Origin of the sequence: Mycobacterium sp. NS-7484 (assembly GCF_001953975.1) — a bacterium.
Classification (GTDB): Bacteria; Actinomycetota; Actinomycetes; order Mycobacteriales; family Mycobacteriaceae; genus Mycobacterium.
In genome coordinates, this window is sequence record NZ_MBEJ01000018.1 from 1 (window position 1) to 15,257 (window position 15,257).

At 66.6% G+C, this 15,257-nt stretch carries 15 protein-coding genes; 5 read left to right on the forward strand and 10 right to left on the reverse strand.

Features of this window, described 5'->3' with window-relative positions; translation table 11 throughout:
• Nucleotides 1-166: 166 nt before the first annotated feature.
• The 3 genes from A5733_RS03475 to A5733_RS03485 are packed head-to-tail and all read right to left on the reverse strand — an operon-like array spanning nt 167 to nt 3,601.
• Nucleotides 167-772 (reverse strand): BMC domain-containing protein, encoded by a 606-nt coding sequence (locus tag A5733_RS03475; protein WP_067768028.1) that lies wholly within the window; start codon nt 770-772, stop codon nt 167-169.
• Nucleotides 773-776: 4 nt separating this feature from the next.
• Nucleotides 777-2,324 carry an aldehyde dehydrogenase family protein gene (locus A5733_RS03480; RefSeq protein ID WP_067768030.1) on the reverse strand — a complete coding sequence of 516 codons (1,548 nt, stop codon included), beginning with the start codon at nt 2,322-2,324 and terminating at the stop codon, nt 777-779.
• Entirely contained in the window at nt 2,321-3,601 is a 1,281-nt protein-coding gene (locus tag A5733_RS03485; RefSeq protein ID WP_067768032.1) for an aspartate aminotransferase family protein, read from the reverse strand. Before A5733_RS03485 ends, A5733_RS03480 begins: the two co-directional genes overlap by 4 nt.
• A 184-nt stretch (nt 3,602-3,785) precedes the next feature.
• Here A5733_RS03485 and A5733_RS03490 point away from each other — a divergent pair, with 184 nt between their 5' ends.
• Together A5733_RS03490 and A5733_RS03495 are read left to right on the forward strand one after the other, a co-directional pair.
• Nucleotides 3,786-5,321 carry an APC family permease gene (locus tag A5733_RS03490; RefSeq protein ID WP_076239102.1) on the forward strand — a complete coding sequence of 512 codons (1,536 nt, stop codon included), beginning with the start codon at nt 3,786-3,788 and terminating at the stop codon, nt 5,319-5,321.
• 21 nt (nt 5,322-5,342) lie between these two features.
• Entirely contained in the window at nt 5,343-5,588 is a 246-nt protein-coding gene (locus tag A5733_RS03495; RefSeq protein WP_076239103.1) for a hypothetical protein, read from the forward strand.
• A 20-nt stretch (nt 5,589-5,608) separates the two neighbouring features.
• On the opposite strand, the gene A5733_RS03500 is transcribed toward A5733_RS03495, so the two are convergent.
• The 4 genes from A5733_RS03500 to A5733_RS03515 all read right to left on the reverse strand — a co-directional run bounded on the left by A5733_RS03500 (nt 5,609) and on the right by A5733_RS03515 (nt 9,493).
• Nucleotides 5,609-6,049, reverse strand: a complete 441-nt coding sequence (locus A5733_RS03500; protein ID WP_083665977.1) for a TA system VapC family ribonuclease toxin — start codon at nt 6,047-6,049, stop codon at nt 5,609-5,611.
• Entirely contained in the window at nt 6,042-6,272 is a 231-nt protein-coding gene (locus A5733_RS03505; protein WP_076239222.1) for a hypothetical protein, read from the reverse strand. The genes A5733_RS03500 and A5733_RS03505 overlap by 8 nt, the downstream gene beginning before the upstream one ends.
• 68 nt (nt 6,273-6,340) lie before the next feature.
• Nucleotides 6,341-7,168, reverse strand: coding sequence for an alpha/beta hydrolase (locus tag A5733_RS03510; protein ID WP_082957624.1), 828 nt, complete (start codon nt 7,166-7,168; stop codon nt 6,341-6,343).
• Nucleotides 7,169-7,330: 162 nt separating this feature from the next.
• Nucleotides 7,331-9,493 carry an acyl-CoA dehydrogenase gene (locus tag A5733_RS03515; RefSeq protein ID WP_076239104.1) on the reverse strand — a complete coding sequence of 721 codons (2,163 nt, stop codon included), beginning with the start codon at nt 9,491-9,493 and terminating at the stop codon, nt 7,331-7,333.
• Between the two features lie 123 nt (nt 9,494-9,616).
• Between A5733_RS03515 and A5733_RS03520 the strand changes: the two genes are divergently transcribed.
• The 3 genes from A5733_RS03520 to A5733_RS03530 all read left to right on the forward strand — a co-directional run bounded on the left by A5733_RS03520 (nt 9,617) and on the right by A5733_RS03530 (nt 12,648).
• Nucleotides 9,617-10,840, forward strand: a complete 1,224-nt coding sequence (locus A5733_RS03520) for an alpha/beta hydrolase (RefSeq protein ID WP_076239105.1) — start codon at nt 9,617-9,619, stop codon at nt 10,838-10,840.
• A 27-nt stretch (nt 10,841-10,867) separates the two neighbouring features.
• Entirely contained in the window at nt 10,868-12,286 is a 1,419-nt protein-coding gene (locus A5733_RS03525) for a wax ester/triacylglycerol synthase family O-acyltransferase (protein ID WP_076239106.1), read from the forward strand.
• A 173-nt stretch (nt 12,287-12,459) separates the two neighbouring features.
• Nucleotides 12,460-12,648, forward strand: coding sequence for a ferredoxin (locus A5733_RS03530; RefSeq protein ID WP_076193987.1), 189 nt, complete (start codon nt 12,460-12,462; stop codon nt 12,646-12,648).
• Between the two features lie 84 nt (nt 12,649-12,732).
• Here the strand turns inward: A5733_RS03530 and A5733_RS03535 are convergent, their stop codons facing one another.
• Genes A5733_RS03535 through A5733_RS03545 form a run of 3 tightly spaced genes read right to left on the reverse strand, consistent with a single transcriptional unit; the run spans nt 12,733 to nt 15,213 of the window.
• A complete protein-coding gene (locus tag A5733_RS03535) occupies nt 12,733-13,578 on the reverse strand; it encodes a TauD/TfdA family dioxygenase (RefSeq protein WP_076239107.1) in 846 nt (281 codons plus the stop codon).
• A gap of 28 nt (nt 13,579-13,606) precedes the next feature.
• Complete coding sequence (locus A5733_RS03540; protein ID WP_067768047.1) at nt 13,607-13,942, reverse strand: hypothetical protein; 336 nt, start codon at nt 13,940-13,942, stop codon at nt 13,607-13,609.
• Complete coding sequence (locus A5733_RS03545) at nt 13,939-15,213, reverse strand: aromatic ring-hydroxylating dioxygenase subunit alpha (RefSeq protein WP_076239108.1); 1,275 nt, start codon at nt 15,211-15,213, stop codon at nt 13,939-13,941. Before A5733_RS03545 ends, A5733_RS03540 begins: the two co-directional genes overlap by 4 nt.
• Nucleotides 15,214-15,257 lie beyond the last annotated feature (44 nt).

The following is a 15,257-nucleotide window of genomic DNA, read 5'->3' on the forward strand; positions in this document are numbered from 1 at the left end:
GTTGTGTTTAAGTGCCAGGCCAAGCCGGCTGGTGGGGGGGCCGGGGCGGGGGGGGGGGGGACAGCCACCGGCCCCGGGGTCTTGGATGCCGGCCCCGCCGACAGGCCCGCTACCGCTTCGCGAACCACTTCGCGCACCAAGGCACGTAGGTCGTCTCTGCTGACGTTCATGCAGTGGCCCTGGCCAGTGCGTCTTGGGCCGCCTCGGCCGCGGTGCGGATGTCGGCCTCGGTACCGGACAGGTACACGCGGCCGGTGGCGCCGATCATCCGGAAGTCGATCACCTTGATGTCGGCGGCTTTCTCGGCCTCGTTGGTGGCCAGGATCGCGTAGGACGCCGGCTGAACCTCGAGGACGAACAGCGATTCCCCGGGCAGCACCATCGAGCCGATCTTGTTGCGGTTGATCAGGAATGCGTGTTGGTGGTCGACGCTGGAGATGATCCGCGAGGCCAGCACTTCCGGTCGTTTCGCGTTGCCGGTGTCACCGCCGAGCTCATCGAGCGCGGCGTCGGCCGCGGCCTTCACCGCACCGGTCTCACCGTGGAACTCCAGGTACCCGAATTGCCGCTCGACCACGAGGATTCCGGCCTTGACCTCGGCATGCTTGAGCGCCACGTCGGTGACCCCCTCGATGTCGAGGCCGGGGGCCACCTCGATGATCTGGGCTGCCTGGTTGGCCCGGGGCAGGGCACCTTTGATCCAGGTGCCCAGATACGACATCGTCTGCGGTTGCAGCCGGTCGATGAAGATAAAGGAACGCAGTTCGGCCACAGCCCTACCTCTTGATCAGTTGTGCGAGTTCTTCGACGACCAGCGCGCGCAGCTCGGCCCGCAACGCGTCCAGCCCCGGGTCGTTCGACCGGCCTGTCGCGGCATAGGAGCGGCGCGGTGGCACCGCGACGCCGTTGCGGTCGTTGGATGCGCGCGGATACTCCGGCACGGGACCGGCGGGCGCGTGCCACGGGTCGATGCCCGCGAAATTGCCCATCGGCACCGCCGAATCGCTGTTGTAGGCGATGCGGGCCCAGTTGATCAGGTTCTGCGGTTGCAGGTTCTCACCGATCGAGCTGCGCCCGACGAAACCGGTGCCGATGGTCATCGACGGCGCCAGGTTGGTGTCCAGCCCTGAACTGCCGGTGCTGTTGCCGACGTTGACCGACACCCGCAGCACGGGTACCTGCGCAGCGAAATCGGTGATCACCGAGGCGTTCTCGCTGTGGATGGCGGCCGAGTGGCCGGCCCCGCCGATCCGGACGACGGCCCGGGCCGCGCGGATACCGCGGGCGGCGTCGGCCGCGGTGGTCATGCCCAGCACCGGGGACAGCTTTTCGTGGGCCAGCATCTCCTCGGCGATCACGTCACCGAACGGCGCGATGAGCACCCGGGTCTTGGGGGTCACCCGCAGCCCGGCCTGCCCGGCGATCCAGGCGGCGTCGCGGCCCACGACCTCGGTGTTGAGGTGGCCGTCGGCAAACATGTAGGCCCGCAGCCGCCGTGCGCTGTCCTCGTCGAGGATGTGTGCCCCGGCGCGGGTCAGTGCCCCGCCGAGCCGCTCGGCGATCGCGTCCTCGGCGATCAGCACGGATTCGTTGGTACACAGCACCGAGTTGTCGAACGCCTTGCTGTCCACGATCCGCTTGGCCGCCGCATTGAGATCGGCGCTGGCCTCGACGAACACCGGGACGTTGCCCGGCCCGACGCCCAGTGCCGGGTTACCCGACGAGTACGCCGCCCGCACGACGCCGGTGCCGCCGGTGGCGACGATGACATCGGTGCGCTCGTCGGCCATCAGGGCCTGGACGAGGGGGATCGATGGTTCGTCGATCACCTGCACGATGCCGTCGGGTGCACCGGCGGCGACGGCCGCCTCGGCCAGGAGCCGGGCCGCGTCGGCCGAGCACCGCTTGGCCCGCGGGTGTGGGGCGATGACGACGGCGTTGCGGGTCATCAGGGCCAGGATGGTCTTGAAGTACACCGTGGCAACGGGATTGGTGGTGGGGGTGAGCGCGAGAACCACTCCGGCGGGCCGGGGTAGCTCGACGATCTTGCGTGCGGTGTCGACGCGGGGCGACACGTAGTCCTCACCCGCGTAGTAGTCGACGATGCCGCGGGAGCAGGCCCGGTTCTTGGTCACCTTGTCGGCGGCCACACCCATACCCGTCTCGACGACGGCCTCGGTGGCGAACCGTTCGGCCGCCGCGTAGGCGGCGTCGGCCACCGCGTTGACGATGTTGGTCACCGCAGCGGCGTCGTAGTCGGCGTATGCCGCAGCGGCCCAGCGGGCCCGCTCCAGCATGTGCCCGGCTTGTGCGGTACTGGTCATGATGCTTTACGTCCTCTCACGACGGACTCGGCCCGGGCCACCGCAACGGCGAGGCGGTCCAGCACGTCTTCACACAGCTCGCGCGAGAGCAACAGGCCCGGCTTGAACTGCAGCACACGGGGATCCAGCGTGGAGAAGATCGCCCACACCCCGTTGTCATAGAGCTCGCGCATCACGAACTTGGCGCCCTCGGGGTGATCGAACTCCAGTCCGATCACCACACCGTTCTGCCGGATGCCGACGAACCAGTCCGGATGGTCGGCTTGGATGCGCTGTAGCCCGTGGTCGAAGATGTCGGCGATGTAGTGCACCATCGAGCGCACCTCGGGCCGGGTGGAGATCTCCAGCGTCTTCAGCGCTGCGACACAACCCAGTTCGGCGCCACCGAAGGTGGAGATGTGGCCGAAGCCGTCCTCATCGAGCCACTTCGCGGCGCGATCACTGAGCAGGGCCGCGGTGATTGGGTACATACCGCCGGACAGGCCCTTGCCGGTCACCAGGATGTCGGGCTCGATGCCGTGCTTGGTGATGCCCCACAGCTCGCCGGTACGCATCAGCCCGGTCTGGACCTCGTCGGCGATGTAGAGCGTGCCGTGTTTTTCGGTGGCCGCCTTGACCGCTTCGAGGTAACCCGGTGCGGGAAGCGGGAATCCGTAGGTGGCCGGAATGGTCTCCATGATCACCGCCGCGACGTCGCCGCCGGCCAGCACGCGTTCCATCGCCTCGATGTCGTTGAACGGCACCTGCAGGAACTCATCGGGCTGATCGGCCAGGAAGAACTTGGCGAACCGATCGTCGCCGGTGGCCACCGCCAGACCGGTGTGCCCGTGGTAGGCCTTGACGATCGAGACGATCTTGCGCCGCTTGGTGGCGTGCCGGGCGCTCTTGAGGGCGATGTCGATCGCCTCGCCGCCGCCGGACCCGTAGGCCACCTTCTTGATCGACGCCGGCGCGGTCTCGACCAGGCGCTGTGCCAGCGCGGTGCGGGCCACCGACGGGAAGTGGTGGTTGCCGACGTCGAAGTGCGTCATGCCTTCGGTGATCGCCTGCATCACTTCGGGATTGCGGTGGCCGAGGTTGTAGGTTCCCCCGTTGAGATGCATATCGATCAGGCGGCGTCCGCCCATATCCCACAGGAAATATCCCTCGCGGCGGTCGATCACCAGATCGACACCCGTGTCGGTCCAGAACTGTGTCTTGTCTGGATTCCAGAACGTCTTGGCTCGTTCCAGCACTTCGGCTTTGGAATCGAACGTGAACGTGCCGTAGTCGTACATGCGGCTCCCTCTTCAGCTATCCGGTAGCTGTGATGGCCCTCACCGTAAACGGTTGCGACCATTTGTGTCAATGGTTGCAGGAAACGCTTGCGAACGCCTTTTGGTCATGCCAATATGCGTAAGGTTCGTTATGTGGTGCAGGCCACAACGGGCGTCCACTGTAACCTGGAAGGTATTCCACTAGATGACCGATCAAGCTGTCGCTGGGAGCGAAACTGCAGCTCATGACGTCCAGAGACTGAAACGCAACGCCGTCGGCACCGTCGGCGTCATCTTCATGGCGGTGGCGACCGCCGCCCCGATCACGGCAATGGTCGGCAACGTCCCGATCGCTGTCGGATTCGGAAATGGTTCACATGCGCCGGCCGGCTACATCGTCGCAACCGTAGTCCTCGGCCTCTTCGCCGTCGGCTACGCGACCATGGCCAAGCACATCACCACCACCGGTGCGTTCTACGGCTATATCTCCCACGGACTCGGCCGTATCGTCGGCATGGCCAGCGGCGGATTGATCACCATGGCCTATGTGGTGTTCGAGGCCTCGTTGATCGGGATCTTCTCGTTCTTCTTCCAGAACTTCATGCAATCCCAGCTGGGCATCCACATCCACTGGATCATCCCGGCGCTGCTGATGCTGGTCACCAACGCGGTGCTGACCTACTTCGACGTGAACCTCACCGCCAAGGTGCTCGGGGTGTTCCTGGTGACCGAGATCGTCATGTTGGCGCTCGGTGCGGTGGCAGTGCTGTTCCAGGGTGGCGGTCCGGACGGATTCGCCGTCGCCGAGACCATCAATCCCATCGGGGCGTTCTCTCCGGCAGCCGGAATTGCCGGTGCCAGTGCCGGTTTGGGTCTGTTCTTCGCCTTCTGGTCCTGGGTCGGCTTCGAATCGACCGCCATGTACGGCGAGGAGTCGCGTAACCCAAAGAAGATCATCCCCCGGGCCACCATGCTCAGTGTCGTCGGCGTCGGTGTGTTCTACGTGTTCGTGTCCTGGATGGCGATCGCCGGCACCGGCCCGCAGCACGCGGTGGAACTCGCGCAGGATTCCGCGACGTCCTCGGAGATTTTCTTCGGGCCGGTGCGTGACACCTACGGCGAGTGGGCGATCACGGTGTTCAACATCCTGCTGGTCACCGGATCCTTCGCCTGCGGTATGGCGTTCCACAACTGCGCCTCGCGCTACCTGTACGCCCTCGGTCGTGAGGGACTGTCCAAGAACTTGCAGAAGACCTTGGGCGCAACACATCCCACGCACGGCTCACCGCACATCGCCTCGTTCGTGCAGAGCGGGATCGCGTTGGTGATCATCCTGGCCTTCCTGTTCGCCGGGATGGATCCGTACGTGCACATGTACACGCTGCTGGCCATCCTCGGCACCATGGCGATCCTGATCGTGCAGTCGCTGTGCGCCTTCTCGGTCATCAGCTACTTCCACATCCGCAAGAACCACCCGGTCTCCAAGCACTGGTTCAAGACCCTGATCGCCCCGGGCCTCGGCGGAATCGGCATGCTCTACGTCGTGTACCTGCTGTGGGAGCACAAGGATGCGGCGGCAGGCACGGCGTCGGGCACCCTGCTGTTCAAGCTCACGCCGTGGATCGTGGTGGGCATCTTCATCCTGGGCGCGGGTATGGCCACGTACTTCAAGCTGCGTGACCCGCGCCGTTACGAACTGATCGGCCGGATCGTGTTCGAGGACACCGTCGTTCGAGACTGAGTCAACGGACAACGCTGGTAGATGGACACTTTCGAACGTCTCCTGCTGAAGTTCGTCCTCGCGTGGGCTCCCTACGGGGGTCCACGCGAGGACGATGTCTGGCTAGAGTTCGGTATGACCGCCGAACAGCTGTGCGTCCGGTTCGCCCGGATCGTCACCAGATTGGTCCCGCGGGTCAGGACGCTGTCGGCCGCCGATCGCTGCCTGTTGGAGCGGGCCTGCCGGTACCTACGTCACCAACGTGAATCAGCTGAACGCGGCGCGTAGGTACGCGCCGGCCGGCACTTTCAGAGCACCCGGACGAAACGCTGGTCTCGCGGTGTCAACGCCGCAGTCATGCGCCGGTCGAAGGTGACCAGTTGACCGCCCTCGGATGCGACCAGATTGACCAGATGAAAGTCTGTCGCTTGCTTGTGTCCGGAGAAACCGATGGTGTCGATCGAGGCGCTGGCCAGACTGGAACTGTCGGCAATGAACACCGCGCGGTTGTGGGCCCGCAATTTGGTGAGCACTGCGAGGACCTGCGCTGTCGATATCTGTTGACCCACCACTGCCGGGTTGAGCAGCAGGCGCACCAAGCCGTTCTCGGTAATCGGTGTCGTGGCGAAACGCGGGCAGGTTGCCAGCCACGCGTGCGCCTGACGGTGATGCTGGTGGGTGGCGTTGGTCAGGGCGACGAGCACGTTCACGTCGGGCATGGTGAACGTGGGCTCTGGCTCCTCAGGCATCCTCGGCTAAAGCCTTCTCAACCATTTCATCGGTGATCAGGTGGCCTTCGACCGCTGGGAGGACCGGAAAATCCGGATCCTCAAGCTCGGCAGTCGCGTGCTGAGCTTCGTAGCCGGCCATCGCGAGCTCCGAAATCGCCTGGCCCAGGGTCATTCCACGAGCGCGGGCCATTCCTTTGGCAGCAGCGAGGACGCGCTCGTCGATGTCGACTGTCGTCCGCATTTCGCCATGGTACATCACGCATCACGCATCAGTTTATGGCTTGTCGGTACCTACGTCACCAACGTGAATCAGCCGAAAGTCGCACGTAGGTAGTCGCATTGGCTGGCCAGGAAGGACTGGGCCACAGCAGTTTTCGCGGCGATCTGGTCGAATCCGTGGAACGCCCCGTGCACCTCTTCGACGTGAACCTCGACCCCGGCGGCGCGCAGACGTTCGGCGTAGGCCAAGTCTTCGTCGTGGAACAGGTCCAGCGTGCCGACGCCGATCCACGTCGGTGGCAGCCCGGCGAGATCGGTGCGGCGCCCGGGCACGGCCACGGCCGGGTCCGCCTTACCGAGGTAGGCAGACCAGCCGAACTTGTTGCTGCCCTGGGTCCACAACCGGTGACCGGGATTCTCCAGCTCCGGGCCCACCGACCGGTCGTCGAGCATCGGGTAGACCAGGATCTGCGCCGCGAGGGGAACCTCACCGCGATCGCGGGCCAGCAGGGCCAGGGCGGCGGCCAGGCCGCCACCGGCGCTGGCCCCGGCCACTGCAACCCGTGCGGCGTCGACCGCGGGCAGCCGCGACAACCATTTCAGGGCGTCATAGCAATCCTCGAGGCCGGCCGGGTAGGGGTTCTGCGGGGCCAGCCGGTATTTGACCGCGGCCACGGTGGCCCCGAGCTCCCGGGCAAACCGTCGGCAGAGCGCGTCGTCCTGGGCGGGGCTGCCCAGTACGTACCCGCCACCATGGATCCACAACAGCGCCGGTGCCGGGGTGGTGACGCCCTCGGGCCGGAACAGCCGGACCCCGACACCCGAGCTCAAGGTGAGCACCTCGACGTCTCTCGGTGTCTGCCGGTTCTGCAGGCTGGTCAGCCGCTGAAACAGCGGCAGCGAGCGCCGGTTCACCATTCCGCGTGGGAGGAAGCGGGCGATGCGTGCAAGGTCGGGATGGAAACCGGTGCTGGACGTCACGCTGTCTTTTCTACCGTGCCCGGAATCTGTCGACGTCGGTTTCCACGTCAGGGTCGTCGATCCGGCCCGCGCACAGCCCTGACGTGGAAAGCGGCGAATCTACTTCAGCAGCGGGTCGCGGGGCAGGCCCAGGATGCGCTCGGCGATCGTGTTCCGGGTGATCTCCGACGTGCCGCCCGCGATCGTCATCGCCCGGTTGCCCAGGTAGGCGCGGGTCAGCTTCGGCGTCTGCCCGGTCACCCCGGCCGAGCCGACCAGATCCATGCCCAGTTCGGTCAGATGCTGGGAGTGCTCGGCCACCAGCAGCTTGGTGACGTTGCCCTCGGGCCCGGGTTCGGTGCCCGCGATGGCCCGGCTGACCCGGCGCAGGTTCAGCAGCCGCAATGTGTGGCCGACGGCGATCACCTCGCCGGCCCGGCGGACATAGCGGGCGCCGTCGGAATCCGTGTCGATCAGGGCCACGAGCTCGTCGGCGTCGAATCCGGTCGGGGCGGCCGAGCCGCCGCCGATCGAGATGCGCTCGTTGCCGAGAGTGGCGCGGGCCACCAGCCAGCCCTTGTTCACGTCGCCCACGACATCGGCGTCCGGAACGAACACGTCGTCGAAGAACACCTCGTTGAAGTGGGCGTCACCGGTCAGGCCCCGCAACGGATTGACGGTGACTCCAGGGGCTTTCATGTCGATCGCCATCATCGTGACACCGGCGTGCTTGGGCGCCTCGGGGTCGGTGCGCACGGTGGCCAGCCCCCACTGGCAGTGCTGCGCCAGGCTGGTCCAGACCTTCTGGCCGGTCACCCGCCAGCCGCCGTCGACTTTCTTGGCGGCGGTGCGCACCGCGGCCGCATCCGAACCGGCGCCCGGCTCGGAGAACAGCTGGCACCACATCACCTCACCGCGGAGCACGGGCTCCACCCAGCGCTCGCGCTGATCGTCGGTGCCGGCCTGGGCGATGGTCAGCGTCACCCAGCCGGTGATCCCCATGTCCGCGCGCTCGATGTCGGCGAACTCCTCTTCGATCACCAACTGCTCCAACACATTTGCGGCGCGTCCGTACGGCTTGGGCCAGTGCGGCACCAGGTAACCGGAGTCCACCAGGTAGTCGCGGCGCTTGTCCTCGGGCAGTTCCTTCACGGCCGACGCCGCCGCCTGTGCGTCCTGGCGGTACTGCTCGGCCTCGTCCGGCAGGGCGAAGGACGCCCCGTGGGCCTGCCCGGTGCGTTGCCCCTCGACCACGTCGATCAGCGGATCGGCGCCGTCACCGAGCACCGCGGCCAGCGTCCGGGCCCGACGCAGGTAGAGATGCGCGTCGTGTTCCCAGGTGAACGCGATGCCACCGTGCAGTTGAACATTGTTCTGCGTGCAGAAGATCTGCGCCCGGATGGCGTGCGCGGCGGCCACCGCGGCGGCGAACCAGGCTCCGTCGAGGTCGTCGGCGCGGGCGGCATCCCAGACTGCGGCGGTGGTTTGCTCGGCGTCGACGAGCATGTTGGCGGCGTGGTGCTTGACCGCTTGGAACGTGCCGATGGTGCGGCCGAACTGCTCGCGCACCTTGGCGTAGTCGACGGCCATGTCCAGTGCGGCCCAGGAGACTCCGACGGCTTCTGCCGAACCGAGGATGCGGAACACCGTGCGGGCTCCGCGGGCGGCGCCGCGCAGGATCCGGCTCTCGTCGACGGCCACCGCGCGCAGGTCGACGGAGCCGATGCTGCGGGTGGTGTCCAGGGAGTCCTCGGCGGTGACGGTGATCCCGTCGGCGGTGGCGTCCAGGATGACGACGTCGTCTCCGGCGGCGAGCACGAGAACCTGCGCGTCGGGCGCCCCGAGCACGGCGCGCGCCTGCCCGCCGAGTCGGCCGTCGTCGCCGATGCTCACCGAGCCGGCCAGGCCGAGCGCGGCCACGGTCGCCCCGTCGGCCAGCCCCGGAAGGAGTTCGGCGCGAACGGGATCCGGCGCGAAATGGTCGATGACCACGGCAGCCGATACTGTCGGCAGAAACGGTCCGGGGCACAGTTCTCGGCCGGCGACCTCGGCCACCACGGCCAGCTCGGGCAGGCCGAACCCGGAGCCGCCGTACTCCTCGGCAATGGCCAGGCCGTTCCAACCGAGTGCGGCGCCGGCCGCCCAGATGTCGGCGGGGTAGCGGCCGGGGGTCTCCAGTGTGGCGCGCGCGGCGGCCCGGCTGTCGAGCCGGTTCAACTGTCCGAGCGCCGACTCGGCGAGGTCCTGGTGCTCTTCGGTGATGGCCAGCGCAGAATGGGTCATGGTCAGCGAAGCTAACGGCGGCGGGTGCCGACGTCGACGTGATCCAGGTCACAACACGACGGCTAGTGAACAACTCGGCGAAGTTGTCACCTGAGTCCAACCCCGGCGGGGTAGGCTCGCGAAATGACGGCACGACCGGATACCCGGTACCCCGCACCGACTCTCGCCGATCGGGCGCGATGGTTGCTGACGGCCAAGCCCGCGGACCATATGCTGGCGCTGAGCGTGGCATCAGCTTCGCTGCCGGTCGTCGGCAAGCACCTGGAACCGTTCGGAGCCATGGCCGCGATGGGTGTGTGGGGCTTCCGTAACCTGCCCGAGTTCGTCACCGCCTCGGCGAAGTCCTGGCTGGCCCCCGGTGCCGCCGGAATTCGCAAGTCCGAGCGCGAGCAGACCAATGCCGTGGTGCAAGAGGCCATGCGTGCCGTGGTGTCCGCGGCTGACCTGGCCGTCGACTGGCCGGCGCCGGACAACATGCCGCCGCTGTGGCGGACCCGTGAGTACCGTCGCGACGTGTACCGCACCTCGGTGCGCTACGGCGACGACCCGTCGCAGCTTCTCGATGTCTGGCGGCCCCGGGACCTGCCCGCCGAACCGGCGCCCGTGCTGCTGTTCGTGCCGGGTGGCGCCTGGGTGCACGGTGGCCGGGTCTTGCAGGGGTATGCCTTGTTGTCGCATCTGGCGCGACAGGGGTGGGTGTGCCTGTCCATCGACTACCGGGTGGCCCCGCATCACCGCTGGCCGCGGCATCTCACCGACGTCAAGGCGGCGATCGCGTGGGCACGGGCCAATGTCGACAAGTTCGGTGGCGACCGCAACTTCGTCGCCGTCGCGGGCTGCTCGGCCGGCGGCCACCTCGCCGCGCTGGCCGGCCTCACCCCCAACCACCCCGATCTGCAGGGCGACCTGCCCGACGGCTCCGACACCACCGTCGACGCCGTTGTCGGTATCTACGGACGCTACGACTGGGAGGACCGCTCCACCGAGGAGCGGATCCGCTTCGTCGACTTCCTGGAACGAGTCGTGGTGGGCCGCAAGCTCGACCGGCACCCCGAGATCTTCCGGCTGGCCTCGCCGATCGCCCAGGTTCACCCCGACGCTCCGCCGTTCCTGGTCATCCACGGCACCGGGGACAGTGTCATCCCGGTCGCCCAGGCCCGCAGCTTCGTCGACCGGCTCAAGGCCGTGTCCCGATCGGTGGTCGGCTACATTGAACTGCCGGGTGCCGGGCACGCCTTCGACATGACCGACGGGGCCCGAACTGGAGCGATGGCGACCGCAATTGGGTTGTTCCTCAACCAAATTCACAGAAACAGGGCGATTGACCGGACTAAAGCGGTTATATAGACGCCTCCACACCTGGGGAGGGACACCGTGAAGCGGTTGAGTGGGTGGGACGCGTTTCTGCTGTACACAGAGACGCCCACCGTGCACATGCACACATTGAAGATCGCCGTCATCGCGCTCGACGATCTTGGGGGACGTAAGTTCGGGATCGACGAGTTCCGTGAGGTGATCCGCGCACGCCTGCACAAGCTCGAACCGTTCTGCTACCAACTCGTCGACATCCCGTTCAAGTTCCACCACCCGATGTGGCGGGAGAACTGCGACGTCGACCTGGAGTACCACGTGCGGCCGTGGCGGGTGCGCGAGCCCGGTGGGCGCCGGGAACTCGACGAGGCCATCGGGCAGATCGGCAGCACCCAGCTGGACCGCAACCGGCCGCTGTGGGAGATGTACTTCGTTGAGGGTCTGGCCAACGATCGGATCGCGGTGGTCAACAAGATTCACCACGCGCTGGCCGACGGTATCGCCTCGGCGAACCTGCTGGCCCGCGGCATGGACCTGCAGGACGGACCGAAACACGACGACGCCTGCTACGCAGCCGATCCGGCGCCGTCGAAGACCGAACTCGTGCGCTCGGCGTTCACCGACCACATGCGCCAGCTCGGCCGGCTTCCCGGCACCTTCCGCTACACCGCCCAGGGCTTCGGGCGGGTGCGACGCAGCCACCGCAAGCTGTCACCGGAGCTGACCCGGCCCTTCACCCCGCCGCCCAGCTTCATGAACCACATCCTCGAGGAAAAGCGGCTGTTCGCCACGGCCACCTTGGCCTTGGCCGATGTCAAGGAGACCGGCAAGGCGCTCGGGGTCACGATCAACGACCTGGTGCTGGCGATGTCCTCAGGGGCGCTGCGCAAACTGTCGCTCAAATACGACGGTCACGCCGACCATCCGCTGTTGGCCTCGGTGCCGATGAGCTTCGACTTCTCGCCAGACCGTATCTCGGGCAACCGGTTCAGCGGTGTGTTGGTTGCGTTGCCCGTCGATGTCGCCGACACCGCCGAGCGGGTTCGTTGTGCGCACGATACGGCCGCGCTGGCCAAGGAAAGCCACCAACTGATCGGCCCCGAGCTGATCGCCCGGTGGGCGGCCTACATGCCGCCGGCGCCCGTGGAAGCGGTGTTCAAGTGGCTGGCCAACAAGGACGGCCAGAACAAGGTGCTCAACCTGAACATCTCGAATGTGCCCGGCCCGCGCGAGCGCGGCAAGGTCGGTGGTGCCACGGTCACCGAGATCTATTCGGTGGGACCGATCACCACCGGCAGCGGGCTGAACATCACGGTGTGGAGCTACGTCGACCAACTCAACATCTCGGTGCTCTCCGACGAGGCCACCGTCGACGATCCACATGAGGTCACCGACGGCATGCTCGAGGAGTTCCGTGAAATCCGCCGGGTGGCAGGGCTTTCCGATGAACTGACGGTGGTCGACTCCGCGATGCCGCAATAGCCCTGCCCCGCGAGCGTGCGTGTCTGCCCCTGGACACGCCGTCAAGCGTCAGCAGTTTGCGCACGCTCGCCGGAGCCCGGCCGCGTCGGGATTCCGTATGGCCTGTCCATCCGGCAACTCTTGACGTAGGATTTTTCCAACTAGGACTTGGATAAATTCCTGTGGAGGCTGCCGTGCGCGTCGAAGTTGACCTGGATCGCTGTGAAGGCAACGCCATCTGCGAGAAGCTCGCGCCGCAACTGTTCGAGCTCGACGAGGACGACTACTCCGTCGTCAAACTCGATCCGGTGCCGCCGGAGTTGGAAGAGCTCGCCGCCCGTGCGATCGAGGAATGCCCGCGCGCGGCACTGCGGCGCGGCTAGCCTGCAGCCCGCGAGCGTGCGCAGAAGGTTGCTGTTGCGCGGCGTGTCGGGCGACAGACGCGCACGTTCGCGGTGCGAGCTTTACTACTGGATCGGCTCGTCGCCGAGCACCGTGGTGCGCAGCATGTGCCGGCGTGAGTTGGGCTCATACGGCGCGGCGCGGTGCAACACCCCCTGGTTGTCCCAGATGACGGTGTCGCCGACGGACCACTTGTGGCTGTAGACCTTGTCCGGCGTGGTGGCGTGGTCGAGGAGTTCGGCCAACAGTGCCCGGCCTTCGTCGCGGTCCATGCCGACGATGTAGTCGGCGGAGGCGCCCAGTACCAAGGACTTTCGTCCGCTGCGGTGGGTCCACACCAGTGGGTTCTCGTGTGTCGGGCGAGCGGCCCACCGCGCGCGTTGCTCGGGTGTCGGATCGGGGTAGACGCGACGCTGTGAGGCCTCCAGGGAGTGCACCACCCGCAGCGTGGCGTAGCGCTCCTGCTCGGCGTCGGACAGGGATTCGTAGGCCGCATATGCGTTGGCGAACTCTGTTTCCCCGCCGCGGGCGGCCACCTCCACCGCCGAGAGCACCGTGGCCTTCTGCGGACATTCGTCGTGCATGGGGGTGCAGCCGTCGATGTGCCAGTCGAAGGTGGCCTTGAGGTACTCGGCCGCCTTGTTCTTCGACTTGTCCAGGGTGATCGGGTAGATGCCCGCCACTGGGTGATGACCGTCGGCGGAGTGGTCGATCTCGCCGAGGCGCCGCGACAATGCGACTTGGGCCTGCGGATCGAGGTGCAAGTCGTGGAAGACCAGCACGCCGTTGTCTTCCAGGGCGTCCAGGATGGCCGCGCCCAGGCTGTCGTCGGCGCCGAGGCGCTCGGGATCGACGCCGACAACCTCGGCGCCCACGGACGTGGTCAGCTTGTTGATGGTCAACACACTCATCGGTGTGCCCTTTCGTGTTCGGTGGCGGTTATGGCCGTGGTTCTCCGGTGCGGACCATGACGGCATCGGCGGAGTCGGTCGGGGCCGGCTGGTGCATGATCTCCACCGACATCGCGACCATGATCAACGAATAGATCAAGTGCAGCAGGTTGATCGCGTCGTCGGGCATGTCGTCGAGCGGAAACTTGTCGCAGTACTCGATCGCCTCTTCCAGCCGCGGGAAGAACGCGTCATAGAACTCGTGCATCTCCGGCATGGCGCTGGCCAGGCGACGTTCCCAGCGCTCGGTCTCGGTTGCCAGACACCAGGTTTCGGCGTACGGCTCCAGTTCGGCGAAGGCGCTGGGTAACCGCGGGGAGGTCATCGTGAGGCTCCCGCCGGGGTGAGGTCGCGCTGATACGCCTCGACCCAGTCGACCGCCGTCTTGTGCAGATGGCGCACCAGGATCTCCTGATCGTTGAGCGGGTAGTCGTCGATGACGTCGTACTCGAGCGCGGCCTGGGTGCCGCCGAGCATGCCGGCATCCTGCAGGGCGAACTCCTTGAGCACCACGGCGGCCACCTCGTGCTCGATGCGTTCACGCACGGTGCGGGCCGGGTGGAAATACGTGAAGGCCTCGTACCGGTGGGTGTTGTGCGAGGTCGGCCAGTACCGGTACAGCAGGTACCAGCCGCCGTAGATCAGGATCTCGATGTTGGGGAAGATCTGGAAGTTGCTGATCCCCCACGGCTCGATGTTGCCGGGGTTGAGTCCGTGCATCGGCAATTCACCCAGGTCGGGGGTCCGCCACGGACCCACCAGCCCGCTCTGGGTGGCCCGCTCGATCGGGTACATGTACTCGGGTGCCAGCAGCCAGCGCCGGGTGCCCGCCGTGGAGACGAGCCGGTGCGGGCCGTCCAGCTGGAAATGGCCACAGGTGAAGCCGGCGTTGGGATCTCGGACCTCCGGCGGCACCTGCTGGGTGTGCAGCGACGGCACGTGGTAGTACTCCTGGAAGGCGTCGGCGAAGATCTTCCAGTTGCTGTTGTTGTGCGCCACCCAGTCGTAGCGCTCCGTCAGCTTGTCGAAGGGATAGTCGTCGAGCGCGGTGACCATGGGACCGAGAAACTCCCGCAGGCTTTGGCGCGGTTCCCGGTCGAAGTTGACGAACACGAAGCCGGCCCAGACGTCGCAGTGCACCGGTACCAGGCCGTAGTCCGCGAGGTTGAATTCGGTGAAGCGTTCGGCATCGGGCGCCGAGGTCAGCCGACCGTCCAGTCCGTAACGCCACCCGCAGTGCCGGCACTCGAATTCGTCTCCGGCGTTACGCAATTCGGTGGCCCGGAAGTCCACGGGCACGACGGTGTGTCCGCGGCGACGGCACAGGTTGTGGAAGGCGAGGATGGTGCCGTCGTGGTCTTTGACCAGCAGCAGCGAGGCATCGGCCGCCTCGATCTGGCGGGTGATGTAACTGCCGGCCTCCGGCGTCTCCTCGACCCGGCTGACGTTGAGCCACGCGCGCTTGAAGATCGCCTCGCGTTCCATGGCGTAGAACTCTTCGGAGATGGAGTCGCGGAACGGGATCGGGCCGGTGCCCAGGTCGGGATAGTGTTCGGTCCAGGATCCCTCGGCCGGTTTGGGCCACTTGGTTGCCATGCGAACCTCCGTGTGACTAGTGGTTTTCCAATTGTCGAGCCGGG